General features: G+C 61.0%; 15 protein-coding genes. 10 read left to right on the plus strand and 5 right to left on the minus strand.

Annotation, left to right across the window (positions count from 1 at the left end; genetic code table 11):
* Positions 1–17: 17 nt before the first annotated feature.
* The gene (locus ACX4ZE_RS16740; protein WP_480274369.1) at positions 18–851 is read right to left on the minus strand and encodes a L,D-transpeptidase; all 834 of its coding nucleotides are present in this window, start codon (positions 849–851) and stop codon (positions 18–20) included.
* Between the two features lie 508 nt (positions 852–1,359).
* Entirely contained in the window at positions 1,360–2,637 is a 1,278-nt protein-coding gene (locus tag ACX4ZE_RS16745) for a serine hydrolase domain-containing protein (protein WP_480274395.1), read from the minus strand.
* 275 nt (positions 2,638–2,912) lie between these two features.
* On the opposite strand from ACX4ZE_RS16745, the gene lppU reads away from it, so the two are divergent.
* Entirely contained in the window at positions 2,913–3,524 is a 612-nt protein-coding gene (gene lppU / locus ACX4ZE_RS16750) for an LppU family putative lipoprotein (protein ID WP_480274370.1), read from the plus strand.
* Positions 3,525–3,608: 84 nt separating this feature from the next.
* Here the strand turns inward: lppU and ACX4ZE_RS16755 are convergent, their stop codons facing one another.
* Positions 3,609–4,283 (minus strand): S1 family peptidase, encoded by a 675-nt coding sequence (locus ACX4ZE_RS16755; RefSeq protein WP_480274371.1) that lies wholly within the window; start codon positions 4,281–4,283, stop codon positions 3,609–3,611.
* A 520-nt stretch (positions 4,284–4,803) separates the two neighbouring features.
* Here ACX4ZE_RS16755 and ACX4ZE_RS16760 point away from each other — a divergent pair.
* From ACX4ZE_RS16760 to ACX4ZE_RS16800, 9 genes are all read left to right on the plus strand, one after another.
* Complete coding sequence (locus ACX4ZE_RS16760; RefSeq protein ID WP_480274372.1) at positions 4,804–5,658, plus strand: MlaE family ABC transporter permease; 855 nt, start codon at positions 4,804–4,806, stop codon at positions 5,656–5,658.
* A 4-nt stretch (positions 5,659–5,662) separates the two neighbouring features.
* On the plus strand, positions 5,663–6,526 hold the full coding sequence (locus tag ACX4ZE_RS16765; protein ID WP_480274373.1) for an MlaE family ABC transporter permease: 864 nt from the start codon (positions 5,663–5,665) through the stop codon (positions 6,524–6,526).
* A gap of 7 nt (positions 6,527–6,533) precedes the next feature.
* On the plus strand, positions 6,534–8,012 hold the full coding sequence (locus tag ACX4ZE_RS16770) for an MlaD family protein (RefSeq protein WP_480274374.1): 1,479 nt from the start codon (positions 6,534–6,536) through the stop codon (positions 8,010–8,012).
* Positions 8,012–9,055, plus strand: coding sequence for an MCE family protein (locus ACX4ZE_RS16775; RefSeq protein ID WP_480274396.1), 1,044 nt, complete (start codon positions 8,012–8,014; stop codon positions 9,053–9,055). Before ACX4ZE_RS16770 ends, ACX4ZE_RS16775 begins: the two co-directional genes overlap by 1 nt.
* A complete protein-coding gene (locus tag ACX4ZE_RS16780) occupies positions 9,055–10,053 on the plus strand; it encodes an MCE family protein (protein WP_480274397.1) in 999 nt (332 codons plus the stop codon). The genes ACX4ZE_RS16775 and ACX4ZE_RS16780 overlap by 1 nt, the downstream gene beginning before the upstream one ends.
* Positions 10,050–11,159, plus strand: coding sequence for an MCE family protein (locus ACX4ZE_RS16785; protein ID WP_480274375.1), 1,110 nt, complete (start codon positions 10,050–10,052; stop codon positions 11,157–11,159). Before ACX4ZE_RS16780 ends, ACX4ZE_RS16785 begins: the two co-directional genes overlap by 4 nt.
* Entirely contained in the window at positions 11,156–12,256 is a 1,101-nt protein-coding gene (locus ACX4ZE_RS16790) for an MCE family protein (RefSeq protein ID WP_480274376.1), read from the plus strand. The genes ACX4ZE_RS16785 and ACX4ZE_RS16790 overlap by 4 nt, the downstream gene beginning before the upstream one ends.
* Positions 12,256–13,434, plus strand: coding sequence for an MlaD family protein (locus ACX4ZE_RS16795; RefSeq protein WP_480274377.1), 1,179 nt, complete (start codon positions 12,256–12,258; stop codon positions 13,432–13,434). The genes ACX4ZE_RS16790 and ACX4ZE_RS16795 overlap by 1 nt, the downstream gene beginning before the upstream one ends.
* 190 nt (positions 13,435–13,624) lie before the next feature.
* The gene (locus tag ACX4ZE_RS16800; protein WP_480274378.1) at positions 13,625–14,326 is read left to right on the plus strand and encodes a hypothetical protein; all 702 of its coding nucleotides are present in this window, start codon (positions 13,625–13,627) and stop codon (positions 14,324–14,326) included.
* Positions 14,327–14,411: 85 nt separating this feature from the next.
* Here ACX4ZE_RS16800 and ACX4ZE_RS16805 read toward each other — a convergent pair whose 3' ends face one another.
* Positions 14,412–15,005, minus strand: a complete 594-nt coding sequence (locus ACX4ZE_RS16805) for a ribonuclease H family protein (protein WP_480274379.1) — start codon at positions 15,003–15,005, stop codon at positions 14,412–14,414.
* A gap of 10 nt (positions 15,006–15,015) precedes the next feature.
* Positions 15,016–15,486 carry an SRPBCC family protein gene (locus ACX4ZE_RS16810; protein WP_480274380.1) on the minus strand — a complete coding sequence of 157 codons (471 nt, stop codon included), beginning with the start codon at positions 15,484–15,486 and terminating at the stop codon, positions 15,016–15,018.
* Positions 15,487–15,553: the final 67 nt, after the last annotated feature.

The following is a 15,553-nucleotide window of genomic DNA, read 5'->3' on the forward strand; positions in this document are numbered from 1 at the left end:
TCGGTATTGGTGAACCGTCAGTTCCAATCCCCCAGCCCGTCACTTGCGCTGAATGTGCCGCCTTTGGTGTTCTGCACGATCACCGGATCGCCCTTGCGCGCATTCTCGAAGAACCACTTGGCATTCTCGGTGCTGACGTTCAGGCAACCGTGGCTGACATTGGATACGCCTTGCTGCCCGACCGACCACGGAGCTGCGTGGACGAAGATGCCGCTATTGGAGATGCGGGTCGCGTATTCGACCTCGAGCCTATAGCCCTCGGGGTCGGTGATCGGCACACCATAGGTGGACGAGTCCATGATCATCCTGCGTAGTTGCTCGCCGACGATATAGGTGCCGTTAGGGGTTTCGTGTCCAGGCTTGCCCATCGAGGTGGGCATTTCTTTCACCACCTTCCCATTGCGGGTAATGGTAATGCTGTGCGTATTGTCGTCGGCGGTGGTGATGAAGGCGTCACCGATCCGGAACGAGCTGGTTGTGCCGCCTGCTTGCACCCGCACGTCGGTGTTGTCCGGCCAGAACTCGTTCGGTCGCCAGCGCACTTGCCGGTCGCCACGCCAGTAGAAGTGGCCTGGCGCAGACTTCGATGATGTGATCTTGATGGCCTGCTCGGCAGTGGCGTGATCGGTCACCGGCTCGGTGAAAGTGATGATGATCGGCTGTGCGATGCCGACGATCTCTCCGTCGGCGATATTGATCGAGGGCGGGGCGAAATTCGGCTGTGGCTCGGGAGGGGTGGTCATGGCGGCTGAGCCTGCGCCGACACCCGGAATCGGTTCGGCCTGCGCAGGCGCGACGAGCAGAATGCTGGTCGCCGCGATCGCGGCGACCAGCAGGACGCCTTCACGCATCCGGCGAGTGCGCCCAGCTCTGGCAGAACGAGCAGGCGGTGACGCGATGTGCGAAGCTGTGTACATAGGTTTCTCATCCATTCCTTCTCGCCCGCGCTCGGTAGCGAGATCCTTCATTCAGCGCAGAGCGGAAAGGGTGCTCCGCAGGTACTGACTGCCCGCCCCATCGTCCATTCCTACCGTCTCAGGCATGCCGGAGCCGCGCGTGATTCGAGCTGATGCCCCGTCTGTATCAGATATAGTTTTCATCACAGGAACTTCTACTAAGTATCAGTATGGGGAAATTTCCCGGTCGAACAAGTAACGTTTCGAAAATTAAGAGATCACGCGGTCTCTAACTGGCGGTCGGTGAGGGTACGCCTACTTTCTCGCAGTGAGTGAAGTCACAAAATCTGTCGAGCGGGCTCAGATGATACGAAACGGTCGCTACGGTGAGTGGCCGCAGGAACGAGCGCGACAGACTATCGGCCTGAGATTGTCAGGAGTTCTTATTCTCCGGCAAGCTCTGCTAACGCTCGGACTGCTTGTGCTTGAGCACGGTGGCCTGTGCGGTTGCCGCCAGCCGCGCGAGCCTGGCGTCGCCGAGCGCGGTCAGCATGCTACCGAGCCCATTGGTCACAAACGCGATCGACATGCCTAGATCTGGATCAGCGTACGCGCCGGAGCCGCCGATGCCGTAGTGGCCGAACGCGTGCTGCGGCTGCTGTTTGGACATCAGTATCGGGCGGTGATACCCGAGTGTGAAGCGAAGCGGTAATCCGAGCACATAGTCGCGGCTCGGGGCAGGCTGCACTTGTCCGATCGCTGCGATCGTCTCCGGCTCCAAGAACCGCACGGCGTGCTCTGAGGCGGCCGAACCGGCCCGATGGACATCCAGCTCATGTCGGTTGGTGTAGACCACGCCATCGTTGGCCAACGCGCCGTACATCCGCGCCAGCGAGCGTGCCGAGAAAACGCCGTTCCAGCCGGGCATCACCGAGTCGTGTACCCGAGGGTCGTGGACCAGCTCATCGAAGCTTTCCGGCATACCTGCCTCGGCGAGACCGCGCATGGGCCGTACCCAAGAAAGCACCGACGAGGCAGTATTCCATCGGATCCCCGGCAAGCCGATGGGTCGTAGGATCTTGGCGATCCGGTGGCGTTCGGATTCCGGCACTCGGAACCAGTACTCGTCCAAGCCGAGTGGCTCGGCGATCTCGGTACGTACTACCTCGGTAAATGGACTTCCGGTTACCCGATGCACGATCTCGGCGACCAGCCAGCCGAAGGTGATCGCGTGATATCCCGAGGTGCGGATGCGTCGCGGATCCGGCGGGCTCTCGGCCAGCGCTTGTATTACGGCATCATAGTTCAGAATGCCTTCGCGGCCGGGGACGAGGCCACGTACTCGATGCAGCCCAGCTCGGTGCGAGAGCACGTCGCGTACCGTGATGTCGTCTTTGCCATGCGCGGCGAATTCTGGCCAGTATTCGGCCACTGGCACGTCATAGCTGATCAGGCCCTGTTCAGCGAGCCGATGTATCACGGTCGAGGCTACGCCCTTGCCAGTGGAGAAGGCCAGTGTGACGGTATCGCTGTTCCAGCGGCGGTCTTTGTCCGCCCAGCCGGCCCAGATATCGACAGCGGGTCTGCCGTCCAGGTAGAGCGCGAGTGCGCCACCGCCGCGTGCGGGTTGGGCGAACATGCCGAAGAACTGATCCGCCAGGCGGATGAATCGCGGGTCGACCAGTGGTGTCACCGTTTTGTGGCTCGCCGAGTCGGTGGGCTCGAAGTCGTCCGCAGCCATTGCCGAAACCATGGTCACCTCCTGACCGCCGTTTAGCGGGCTGGCCAACAGGTTAACTCGTTCAGCTGATCTACCAGCGTCCGAAGGGTATGACGTGACAGATTCGGCCATCCGCACATATATGTTAGGTAGCCCACATTATCTCGACACGCACTGACTCGACGCGGGTTCGGTCCATGGTGTACTCATGGCGTGGTGTTACAAGCGCAGATAGGGCGACTTCGAATTCCTACGGGGGCGTGGGATCGGAGCGTTGCGGCTCGGGAGGACTGTAGGTGTCTCGTCAACTGATCTGGGGTGGACTTGCTGTCGCCGGGTTCGTCGTCACGGGTGGGTTTTCGCTACTCGGATGCAGTACCACCGTCGATGGCATTGCGCAGCCTGCTATGGACAACCAGATGATGGATGCTGTGTCGCAGACCGGAACGCCGGAACCATCCTCGGGTATGCCTGCCCCCGGCAGCGGCGACCCCGGCGCCGATATCGATTTCCAAGTCGATATCGATGACTGCGTGAACCTCGGTGGAACCGTCGACGAGGCGACTATCGAAAGGGCTTCGTGCGGCAGTCGTGCCTCGAACTACCGGGTGATCGACAAGAAATCGAACAGCTCGCAATGCGTCAGCGATGCTGACAGCTATTATGCTGAGTCCCTCAACGGTATCGAGCAGGGTGCGTTATGTCTGGATATCGATTGGGTGGTCGGTGGCTGCATGGACTTCGGTGGTGGCGACCCAAAGCGCATCGATTGCACTGGCTCGTTCCCCATCCAGGGCGTGAAGGTGATCGAGATCCGATCAGGCACCGATGACGTCGGCACGTGTGACAGCGGTACTGGACGTGTCTACGACGAGCGTCGTTTCGTGGTCTGCGTCGAGAAATTCTGACTGGAACGAATCGAGTGGCTCGAACGGAACATGTTCCGTTCGAGCCACTCGATTGTCAGTGGTGGAGCAGGCGGGGACGCCAGTTCAGATCGGTGTGTAACCAGCGCCGATACCGCCGCGTGCGTTGAGGTCGGTCATGATCGTGCTCATATTGGTGCCGACCTCAGGTCCGAAGCACGCGATGGCCAAATAGGCGTTCACCATGCCGACCAGGGTGGTTCCGGAGACGACCGGTGCGCCGGAGTCGCCTTCCACCACACACATCTGGCTCCAGGTCTCGACATTCGTCCGGAATACGTCACCCCAGGCGACACCACAGGTATTGCCAGTAGTCCGGCCTTCCTTGCAGACGATCTGCGGGAAGGTGGCCGGCGCGCCGATACCGGTGATAGTGACGTTACCGACACGGTTCACCGGGGTGATCTTCCCCGGCGCGAACTGGATGACGGCGTAGTCCAATTCGTGATTGGAATAGGCGAACCGGCCGATCATGCCTGCGCCAGGATCGGCTTCGGCATAGACCACCGAGCCGGGATCGCCGCAGTGCCCTGCGGTCAGCCCGACCAGACGTCCAGCTCTGTCATGGCCGACGGTTGTGACAGTGCACTCGAATTGGTTGTCGATGATGATCCCGGATCCACCGCCTACCGCCGGCGGGCCCGGTTGGGCGTTCGCGGCCCCTGCGCCCGTACCGAGCAGTGCCGCGCCAAGAGCAACGGCGAAGGTGGCATGTGCCACCTTGGCGAGTTTACTGAACATGTCCCTCCAGTGATCGGAAGCCCGCACGATATCAATCGGTCGTGCTCATCGTGTCAGGAATCGGTTTCGGGCGCGTCACCCACTGCGGATCGTTCCTAACTGTGGCACGCTTCGTCCGTGTTCCACATATTTCAGCGATAACGTAACTTGCTCAAAATAATAGCTAATTGCTATCAAAATGGTGAAAGTCGACGTTGGTTCGGCGCGGCGCAGCGCCGAACCGGCGTGTTCGTCTTTGAATCAAATGTGACTTTCGATGAACATTCTCCTCGGTAATTCCCTGGATCCTGACGATAGGGGACGCTCCGAGCAGTCGAGTTGTCATGTATGCCAAAGGTGGGTCGCTTGCTTTGGGCTCTACGCCAACGTGTTGGAGACTGCGTCATCGTTTTTCGAGTCGGCTGGCGATATCTATGCCTGTAATCACAAATCTGTGGTGTGCTCTGCACTGCTGCGTAGTAAAGTGCGTCAGGCGAACGAGTCGCCGGAATAGTCAACCGGCGCCGAGGAGGGGTAGTCAGTGCAGTCGACCGAGAGTCCGTCCGCAGGATCACGGTTCGGTGATGCGGTGGACTGGACGAAGTCGTACTGGCATGCTCATCCGAAACGTTCGCTGGAGACATTCGGTCGCCAGATCGGTATGGGTTTCGCAGCTGTCGCCGAGTTGTTCGTCTCGATTTTCCGCAGGCGCTTCCCCTTCGGTGAGTTCATCCGGCAGTGCGCATTCATGGCCAGTGTTTCCGCGGCCCCCACCCTGTTGGTCGCTATCCCTATCGGTGTGATCGTCTCTATTCAAGTCGGGTCGGTCGCCGGTCAGGTCGGTGCCACCTCGTTCATCGGCGCCGCCAACGGTCTCGGTATCATTCAACAGGGCGCGCCGTTGGTCACCTCGCTGATGATCGCGGGCGCTGTCGGCTCCGCGGTCTGTGCCGATCTCGGTTCACGTACCATCCGCGAGGAGATAGACGCCATGAAGGTGATGGGCGTCGACCCTATGCACAGGCTGGTCGCCCCTCGACTCGGCGCCGCGATGCTGGTCAGCGTGTTGCTGTGCGGCTTCGTCATTTTTGTCGGCTTCCTGACCGGCTACATCTTCAATATCTTCGCGCAGAACGGTACGCCGGGCTCATATGTCGGCACTTTCTCATCGTTCGCGGTGACTACCGACTTGCTTGTCGCTCTAGTGAAATCGCTGATCTTCGGCCTGCTCGCGGCGATTATCGCCTGCGATACCGGGTTGAACACTCGGGGTGGACCCGGCGGCGTCGCGAACTCGGTGAATTCCGCGGTGGTGAGTTCCGCCATCATGCTGTTCGGGGTGAATGTCATCATCACCCAGGTGTACAACGCGCTACTCCCATCGCAGGTGGTCTGAGCTAGTGTCATCAACCTATACACCGCCGCTGCTACGGCCCCTGGAGACGATCCGGAAATCCGCTCGGGCACGAGTCGATCTACTCGCCAGGCTCGGTCACCAGGTGTTTTTCCTGTTGCGCTCGATCGGCTCGATTCCTTTGGCTCTCAAGCACTATCCCAAGGAAGTCTGGCGTTTACTTTCGGACGTGACCTGGGGAAACGGCAATCTTGTCGTCGGTGGCGGCACTATCGGCGTCATCGTCATCCTGAGTGCCTTCGGCGGTATGACCGTTGGCATTCAGGGTTACAACTCGCTGAACCTGCTCGGCCTGAGCCCGATCACCGGTGCCATTTCGGCGTTCGCGACAACACGCGAACTCGGCCCGCTACTCGCGACGCTGGCCTTCGCGGCGCAGGCAGGCTGCCGGTTCACCGCGCAGCTGGGTGCCATGCGTATTTCCGAGGAAATCGATGCGCTGGAATCCATCGCCATTCGGCCGTTGCCCTATCTGATCAGCACCAGGATGTTCGCGGCAATGGTGGTCATCATCCCGTTGTACTGTCTCGGGCTGGCTATGGCTTACATCTCCTGCGCACTGACCGTGCAGCTGATCGGTGACACCGCAAGCGGCACCTACCAGCACTATTTCTATCAGTTCCTGGTCCCGATGGACGTGGTCTATTCGCTGATCAAGGCGATCCTGTTCGTCGCGATCACCACGTTCATCCAGTGCTACTACGGCTTCTTCGCTTCAGGTGGTCCCGAGGGCGTCGGTGTTGCCGCAGGGCGGGCGATCAAGATGTGCATCATTGCGGTTGTCTTCGCGAACCTGTTCATGACATTGGCGATCTGGGGCGTCAACCCCGGCATCCGGATCTCGGGGTGAACATCAGATGATCATCGATCCCAGCGGTCGCGGGCCGACTACGCGGCAGCTGTTCATCGCAGGCATATGTGGTCTGGTCGTTTTCGCGCTGGTGCTGAGTCTGTTGATGTTGCGCTATCAGGGTTATTTCCAGAAGAAAGTCGATGTCACCGCGAATCTGACCACTACGGGTGATGGCCTGCCCGAGCAGGCCGACGTCAAGTTCCGTGGCGTACTCGTCGGCGCGGTGAAGAACGTCGACGTCGCGGCCAAAGGAGAGTTGCAGGAGGTACGGATCGAGATGAAACCGGAATTCGCCGGTGACATCCCGGCCACTGTGACCGCGCGTGTGGTGCCGAGCAACCTGTTCGCCGTCACTTCCGTGGAACTGGTCTTCAACGGTCCCTCGGATCAGTTTTTACACGAGGGCTCCGTTATCGAGGAAGACCGCAGCCAGGGCACTATCGCGCTGCAGGACACGCTCACCACGGTGCGCGCCATCCTCGACCGGATCGACCCGGTGCAGTTCGGCCGAGTACTGGGCACTTTGTCCCAAGCGCTGGACGGCAGTGGCCGGATGCCCGGCTCTACCGTCGAGCGACTGGACCGCTGGCTGCAGGCGGTCGACGACTCGATCCCAGATCTCGGCGTGTTGCTGAGCGACTTCTCCGCGTCGTTCCACGCGCTCAACCAGTCCGCGCCCGAGCTGGTCGCAGCCCTCGGCAGTTCGGTGCGGACCGCGCGCACCATTGCTGATCGCCGCAGTGAGCTGGTCGCTCTGATCACCGGTTTCAGCGGGACCGTTGACACGCTCAACGATCTGTTCGCGCGCAATCCGAATGCGGGCAAGGAGGTGACTGCGGGAACCAGCGATATGTTCGGCGCCCTTGCCGCGGACCCGGAGTCGATCACTCGGAGTCTGTTGAACCTGAGCGAGACCACGCGCCGGATGGACACCACGTTCACCTGGGGCCCGCAGAAGCAGCAGGCATGGAACGCGGGTATCACGCTGACCCCGTACCGGCCGTACACCGTGGCCGATTGCCCACGTTATGGTGAGATGGCCGGTCCGAGCTGCGCTACCGCTCCTACTGTCTCCGATGTCGGCGAGTTGCCGGAAAAGCTGAAGCCACGCGCACTGGATGCGGCCGCCGGGTTGCCCCCGGTGGTGCCGATGCCGGGATTGCCATCGATCCCTGGTCTCACTATTCCGGGCCTGAGTCCGGCCGACACCGCCGCGCCGACCAGCGGAGGGCAGGCTCCATTCGCAGGCACCCCGCTCGAGGGCTTGTTTCCGATGTTGCCACCAGGTCTGGCACTGCCGGGTATCCCGGCGCCCCCGGCTCCGGCCACCGCGCCGGCCTCAGTAGGGACACCGATCTCCTATCAGGGTGATTCGGCGATCGTCGCGTTGCTCGGCCGCAAACCGACCACTGCGGAATATCTGCTGCTGAGTGCGATTCTGAAGGGCGGAACCATGCAGGTATCCGACAACGGTGCCCGATGATGAGCATCCGCAAGCCGTTGATCGGATTCAGCATTTTCACTGTCGTGTCGATCCTGGTCACGGTGGTCGTATGGAATACATTGGCGCGTAGGGTCAGTGGTGACACCAACACCTACACCGCGACCTTCTCCGACGTGCTCGGTCTACACGAGGGCGATGACGTGCGCATGGCGGGCGTACGAGTAGGCAAGGTCGAGAAGATCCAGCTGAGCCGGGACGCAGGTCTGCGGAAGTCGGTCGCCGAGGTCACGTTTGTCGTGCAGCGTGATCAGACCATCTACGATGACACCAAAGCCCTGGTCCGCTACCAGAATCTGATCGGTCAACGGTATGTGGCGCTGGCTCCGGGTGCGGCGCCGAATCCGACACCGCTGCAGAGCAACGGGTCGATCCCGCTCGAACAGACCGAGCCGTCATTCGACATATCAGGTCTGCTCAACGGGTTCCAGCCGCTTTTCCAGGTGCTGCAGCCGGAACAGGTGAACCGTTTATCGGAGACCTTCATCCAGGCGCTGCAGGGCGATGGTGTCTCCTTGAGCGCGTTCATTGTTCAGGCTGCGCAGCTGGCCACCGATTTCCAGCGCAGGGACGCCATTCTGTCCGATGTGATCACCAACCTGTCGAGCGTGATGTCGGGGTTGGCCAAGCGAGGTGATGAATTGGAGACCCTGGTAACGCAGACTCGGGCTTTGATCGGCGGGCTGTACGAACAGGGCCAGTCGTTACTCGCCTCGACAGAGCAGATTGCGAGCGCGACCACCTCGCTGGCCGACATGCTCGGCCAGATTCAGCCGAAGCTGCAGACCACGCAGAACTCCACCGTCGCGGCACTCACCTTGTTACTGGACAATGGCGCCAAACTGGATCAAGCGGCGATCGACTTGCCGAACGTCCTGGCAGCGGCTGGCAGGCACACCTCAGAGGGCGCTTATGCCAACTCCTATCTGTGCGGTTTGGATGTTTCGCTCTATGGCGTTCTCTTCCCTCGCGGGGTGTTCTCGCAGATCGGCGGTACTTCGCACTCGGCGGTGTGCCGCCCATGATGACAAAGCTCAAATCCAGATTCGACAGCAACAGGTATTTCTGGCTGGGCCTCATCGGCAGCATGCTCATCGTGCTTCTGTTGGTGGTGTCCAGTGCCTATAAGTTCATCGGGGTCGGCGAGCAGTCGATCGAGGTGGAGTTCGCCCAGGCCGCGGGTATCAGGGTGGGGGACAAAGTCAATATCGCCGGCGTGTCATCCGGTCAGGTGGTCGCTGCCGAACTGGAGCGGGGTCACGTGCTGCTCACCCTCAACGTGAACAACGATGTGGAACTCGGTCCAGATGCGCGCGCCGCGATCAAGATGGCCACACTGCTCGGTACCAGATACGTCGACCTGGAGCCAGGCGATGGCACCGGCCTGCCGGGCAAGCGAATTCCGCTATCCAATACCTCGGTGCCCTATGATCTGGCCGACGTGGTGCAGATCGGAACCCCTAAGTTCGAGGCACTTGATACCGAGCAGCTCGCGGCATCGCTGAACCTGATCAACAAGCAGCTGAACGGCTCACCCGCATTGACCGCGCAGGCGCTCGACAGTGTCGGAGCTTTGGCGAAGGTGATCGATGATCGCAAGGACGAGGTGAGCGCCCTGCTCCAGGATCTGGACCGGGTCACTCGGATCCTCGCGGACAATCGCAACAGCGTGTTGCTCATCATCACTCAGGGTGAGGCCATCGCCAGCCGGGTAATGGAGCGCCAAGCGTTGCTGCGGCAGCTGCTCGACAATATCGCGACACTATCGCAGCAACTGCAGCGGATCGGCGCGGAGAACAACAACCAATTCGGCCCGATGCTCCAACAGCTGAACACCATGTCCGAGGGGCTGCAGAAGAACAAGGACAACCTGGACCGGCTGCTGTCGATCATGCCGCCGTCCTTGCGTTACTTGGCGAACTCGTGGGGCGGTAGCGGTCCGTACGGTGATGTCGGTCTGCCGTGGCCGTTTCCGGACAACTGGTTGTGCTTCGCCCAAGTTATCGAGGGGTGCCAGGGATGACATTTCGCACGGCTTTTTCGGTGCGTACCGTCGCGAAAACACTCGTGATCAGCGCCGTGGCGCTGGCAACGGGCAGTTGTTCGCTATTGCCGAGCTCGGTGAACGACGCGTTGAGCGGCACTATCCGGATCACTGCGGACTTCGAGAACATCGCGGGGGTCTACGAGGGCAATCCGGTCACAGTGCTCGGACTCGACGTCGGCACAGTCGACAAGGTCGTACCGAGGGACACGCTGGTCGAGGTGCATATGTCCATCGACAAGGATGTCAAGATCCCGAAAGGGGCGATGGCAGCGATTATTTCGCCATCTATCGTGACCGACCGGCATATCGAGCTCACCCCGGTCTATACCAGCGGAGACACTATGTCAGATGGTGCGCATATACCCAAAGCGCACACCAAGACGCCAGTCGAGCTGGACAGGATGATCAAAACGATCGATCAGTTCGCCGCCGCGCTGAAGCCTGAGCCGGGTGCTGAAGGTATCGGTCCGCTATCGGGCCGGGTGCTCTATCCCATGCTCGACGGTCATGGTGCGCAGATCCGCGACACCCTCGCCGCGCTGTCCAGCGCGCTGAAGGTGGGCGTGGACAACAAAGACGCGATTTCCAGCATCATTATCAAACTGAACGAGCTCACCACCATGCTGGCCGAGAACGACCAGTCGGTGCGCGACTTCAGTAACCAGATGACGCAGCTATCCGGCTTGCTTGCCGAGCAATCCCCTGGTCTGCAGGCCACACTCGACCAGCTCAATGGGTTCTTGAAGAATACGAGCACCACATTGTCGCAGTACCAGGATCAGCTGTCGGGCACCATGACCGGCCTGACCAACGTCACCCAGCAGTTGCGGGACAATGCCTACGGCGTCACCGAGATCGTCGATCTGGCACCGATGGTCATGCAGAACATCAACAACATCGTTAATCGTGAGGGCCAGTACGTTCGGCTACATGTGATGATCGGTACCGCGCTGTCCGGAGAAATCGTCAGTTTGTTCTGTGAACGCATCCAGATGCGGGCCGACGGCTGTCGCACTGGAAATATGCAAGACTTCGGACCTGACTACGGCCTCACCGCCGCGTTGCTCGGATTAACGAAGTGAGCTACCGGGTGACGGGCAAGATACGCAGGGCGCTGGTCGCCGTGGCAGCGGTGGCCGGCGTGGGATTCACCTCGGGCTGCGGGGTGACAGTGGAGTCGCTGCCGCTGCCGAAACCGGGCGTGCCCGGTGATACCTACACAGTGCACGCGGTATTCGAGAATGCGTTGAACCTGCCCGATCAGGCGAAGGTGAAGATCGGCGGTTCGGATGTCGGTGTGGTCACCAAAATCGCGACAAAGAACTTCCAGGCCATTGTGGATCTGACCATCCGCAAGGATATCGAGTTGCCCAGGGGAAGCACTGCGGAGCTGCGCCAGGCCACTCCGCTCGGTGATGTGTTCGTCGCGGTGTCGAAGCCCAAGACCGGACCAGGCGCGGCGATGCTGCACGACGGCGATACGCTCACGCGCGATAGCACTTCCGCAGGTGCCACGGTCGAGCAGTTGCTGGTCTCGGTTTCCATGCTGTTCAACGGCGGTGGTATCGCCAGCCTGTCGAAGCTGGCCGCGGAGTTGGACTCGATCGTCGGCGGCCGAGGTGATCAGCTGGCCCACCTGATCACCGAAATGACCGGCGTGATCGGCAGCTTGAACGCCAACAGCGCCCGGGTGGACAGCGTGCTCAGTGAGTTCGACACCCTGGCAGGCACAATCGAGTCGGGGCGGGCCGAACTCGGGGAAGTGGCCGATACGTTACCGCAGATGATCGGCGCTATCGCGGAGAACAACCGGGCTCTCGGCGATCTACTGACCAAGCTGTCCACCACCAGCGCTGCCTTGGGCGATTACGCCGATACCTCCACCGGCCAGCTGGCTTCGTTGCTGGACAACACGCGGAAACTTATGGACGCGCTGGCCGAGACCGGCGATGATTTCGGCGTGCTGCTCGACCGGCTGCGAGTGCTGCGGCCGAAGGTCGACGCGACCTTCCGCGGCAATAGTTTCGCGGTGTACTTGACCGTGACCAACCTCGACCTCAGCGTGCTCAGCGACCCACGGCACGGCAAGCTCCCGGATCTGGGCGATGTGCAAGATTTCGCGGGCAGTCTGCTCCAGGTGCTGCAAGTGGTGCAAGAGCGGGTGGAGGGAGGATCGTGATGACTTTTCTGTCCACGCTGCTGCGGCGCAAACTGCTGTTATCGAACCTGGGCTTGATACTCGTGCTGTTGGTGGGTGTCACCTACCTGGGTGTGTATGTTATGCGGGTCAATCCGTTGCGCTCCGACTACACCGTCACAGTGAACCTGGACCGTTCCGGTGGCCTGCAACCCGACAGTGATGTGACACTGCGCGGGTGGCGAATTGGCAAGGTCACCGCGATCAAGCTGATCGATCGCGGACAGGCTATCGCGGCCACTGCGCAGATCGATGCGAAGTACGCGATCCCAGTGGACACTCGGATCGCGGTGCAGGCGCTGTCCGGTGTAGGTGAGCAATACCTCGACTTCCGGCCGAATACCGAACGGGGACCCTATCTGGACGACGGTGCGGTGATCGCGTTCGATCCGGCGAAGATCCGCACGCCGACCCCGGTGTGGTCGGTCCTGGACAACGCCAGTGCGCTGATCGCCCAGATCAATCCGGAGCACTTCGAGGTCATCCTGAATGAGCTGGATGTCGCGCTCAGTGCGGGACCTGATCAGCTACGCGGCTTGATCAACGGGATCAGCGTCGCCATGGCAGGCCTGGACTCATTGCTGCCGCAGACCACGAGTCTGATCACCAATCTGCGCACCATCGCGGCTACCACATCAAATGCGCAGCCGGACTTGGCCACGTTGACCCGCAATTCCAGAACGTTGTTCGAACAATTCAACAACGCCGACGCAGAACTACGGAGGGTGCTCGACCAGGCGCCTGGTCAGCTCGCCGAACTCGGTGCGGTGCTGGACCAGACGGCAGATCCGATCACCAGCCTGGTGACCAACTTCCAGGTAATCACCAAAGCGGCACAGCTACGGCTGCCCGCACTGCGCGCGTTGTTCCCTTCGCTGGCAATCGGTGCTGAGGCACTCGGCATTCCGGCCCATGATGGAGAGTTCCACACGATCCTGGATATCTGGCCACGGCCGTTCTGCGCCTATGACACTCCGAAAGCCCGTCCCGAGATCGTGCAGGACGGGTCGATCCCGAAGTGGAACTATTGTGTGGACCCACCGCCGGGTCAGCTGATTCGTGGCGCCGCGAACGCGCCGCGGCCCGATGTGCCGAACAATGGTGCACATAGGCCACCGGGTGTGGATCCCAACGAGCGGACTCTTCCCCCGGTGCGGTGAGTTCGTACCCGGACCGGCGGCTACCACACTGGCCGGGAATACTGCGCAGGCAGGACGTGCGCGGTTCGCTGTCGCGGACCGCTCGGCCGATCGGTGCGCGCCTATGCGTACCGGGAAAGTGTAGGTTTGTACCGATGTCTATCGACGACGCCCAGACTGGGGCGCTGCCAACGACAAGGACACCGACGGTATGAGCGGGACTTCGAAGGATGACGCGGGTTCGGCGAAGGATGACGCGGGTTCGGCGAAGGATGACGCGGGTTCGGCGAAGGATGACTCCTGGCCCAGCAGTGCCATGTCGCATGCCGAGCCGCAGCGATCTGGTTTTTTTGCGCTGATTGCCGCATTCTTGGCCGCAGTGATCGCCGTCGCGGCGATCACTGCGGTTGTGTTCTTTTTCTTGCAGAACAGGGACCGTGGTGACAAGCTCGACGCCATCCGGGACGCGACCAATGCCGCGTGTAAATTCGGTACGGATGTCTCGGTATACGATTACTCCAAGGATCTCGGCGACTATTTCGCCAAGGTGAAGGCTGGCTCGACCGGCAAGTTCCTGCAAGAGTTCGGTGACGCGGAAACTGCGCTCAAAGAGGCTATGGTACGGGCGAAAGTCAAGTCCTGGGTCGATGACGTGCAATGTGGTTATCAGTCCGGTGACGAGACTTCGGCCAAGGTGCTGGTAACCCTCACGCAGTACCGGACCAACTTCACCGACCCCAATCCGCACCGGCAGTTTGTCGTGGTGATCGCACAGCTAAAGCAGTCGGGCGACAAGTGGCTTATCGAACAGCTCGACTCACCGATGCTGAAGGGTGTGGGCACCGGGCTGCCGGGTGCATCTGCTCCGGGCGGCGCTCCCCAGCCCGCACCATCGGGTAAGCCCGCGCCGTAGCAGGTTGATCAGCCGAGGGTTCTGGCGGCGTGAAGCGCACTCACCGCCAGAGTTCTCGGGGTAGCACCCGGTTCGGACGAGTGGATCAGAACAGTGTCAATGCCTGCGCCGCCGACTCGGAGTCGGTTTTTCGAGCGGCTCTTCGTTTCTTTACTGCCGGAGTCTGTTTCGGTACCACTGGAGACTTCGGCGACTCAGAGACGGCTACTACGGGCGTTTTCGCAGTGTTCGTATCGGTCATCGCTGAGGCGACGGCGGCTTGTCGAGCCGCTTCTCCGGCCAATGCGTCGGCCTGCTCATTGAAATAGTTGCCCACGTGCCCGCGAACCCAGCGGAATCGGACCGGACCCGGTCTGCTCGCGAGAGCTTGATCGATTCGCCGAATGAGTTCGATGTTCTTCACCGCTCCACCGCTGGAGGTACGCCACCCGTTGAGCCGCCAGCCCGACACCCATTCGGAGGCGCATTTGATCGCGTAGAGCGAGTCACTTTCGATGAGCAGGGGTTCGGGTCCCGGGTGGGCGATGATCGCCTCCAGTACTGCGCGCAACTCCGCGATCTGGTTGGTTCCGGATACGGCGGCTCCGCTCGCTGAGGAGCCCTGATGATTGACCCAAGCCCAGCCGATGGCGCCGCCGGGGTTGCGGAGGCAGGATCCGTCGGTGCTCACGATGATCATAGGCGGCACCTTACGCAATCCGGCCGACAAGATCGGTACCGTAGAATTCCTCTATCTCCCTCCGTAATTGGGACTCCGTCCGCCGCAGCGCCCCTTTGACCGCAGCATCCACCAGACTGGTGCTCAGGCGACTGGTCAACCCGCGCGGTGGACTGTACTCCACCTCGGAGGTCAATATCGACCGCAGGTAGCCGAGTGGGCTGAAGCGTAGCGTCAGCGTTCCGGACAAGCGTCCACGGAGCGTATACCCGATCACGGCATTGCGGCGGTATTCGGTGATTTCGCAAGTCGAGTTCGGCCGCAGAAGCATAACCCGGGTGTTGGTGCGGAAAACGGAGCCGAGTCCGTGTTCCAGTTCGCCGGTCGGCACGAAGTCCGCGACGCCGAACATCCAATTCGGTACGAATAGTGGGTTGTCCGCGTAGTTGAAGGCGATCTCGACCGGCGCTGCTATGTCACTCGCGTACCTGATGTGGCCCATAGGCCCTCCCTGTCCCACGACTGGCGTCAAAAGTACTACAGCTGTCCTACTTATTCGAGGATCATGC

It is taken from the genome of Nocardia sp. TBRC8007 (genome assembly GCF_056629435.1).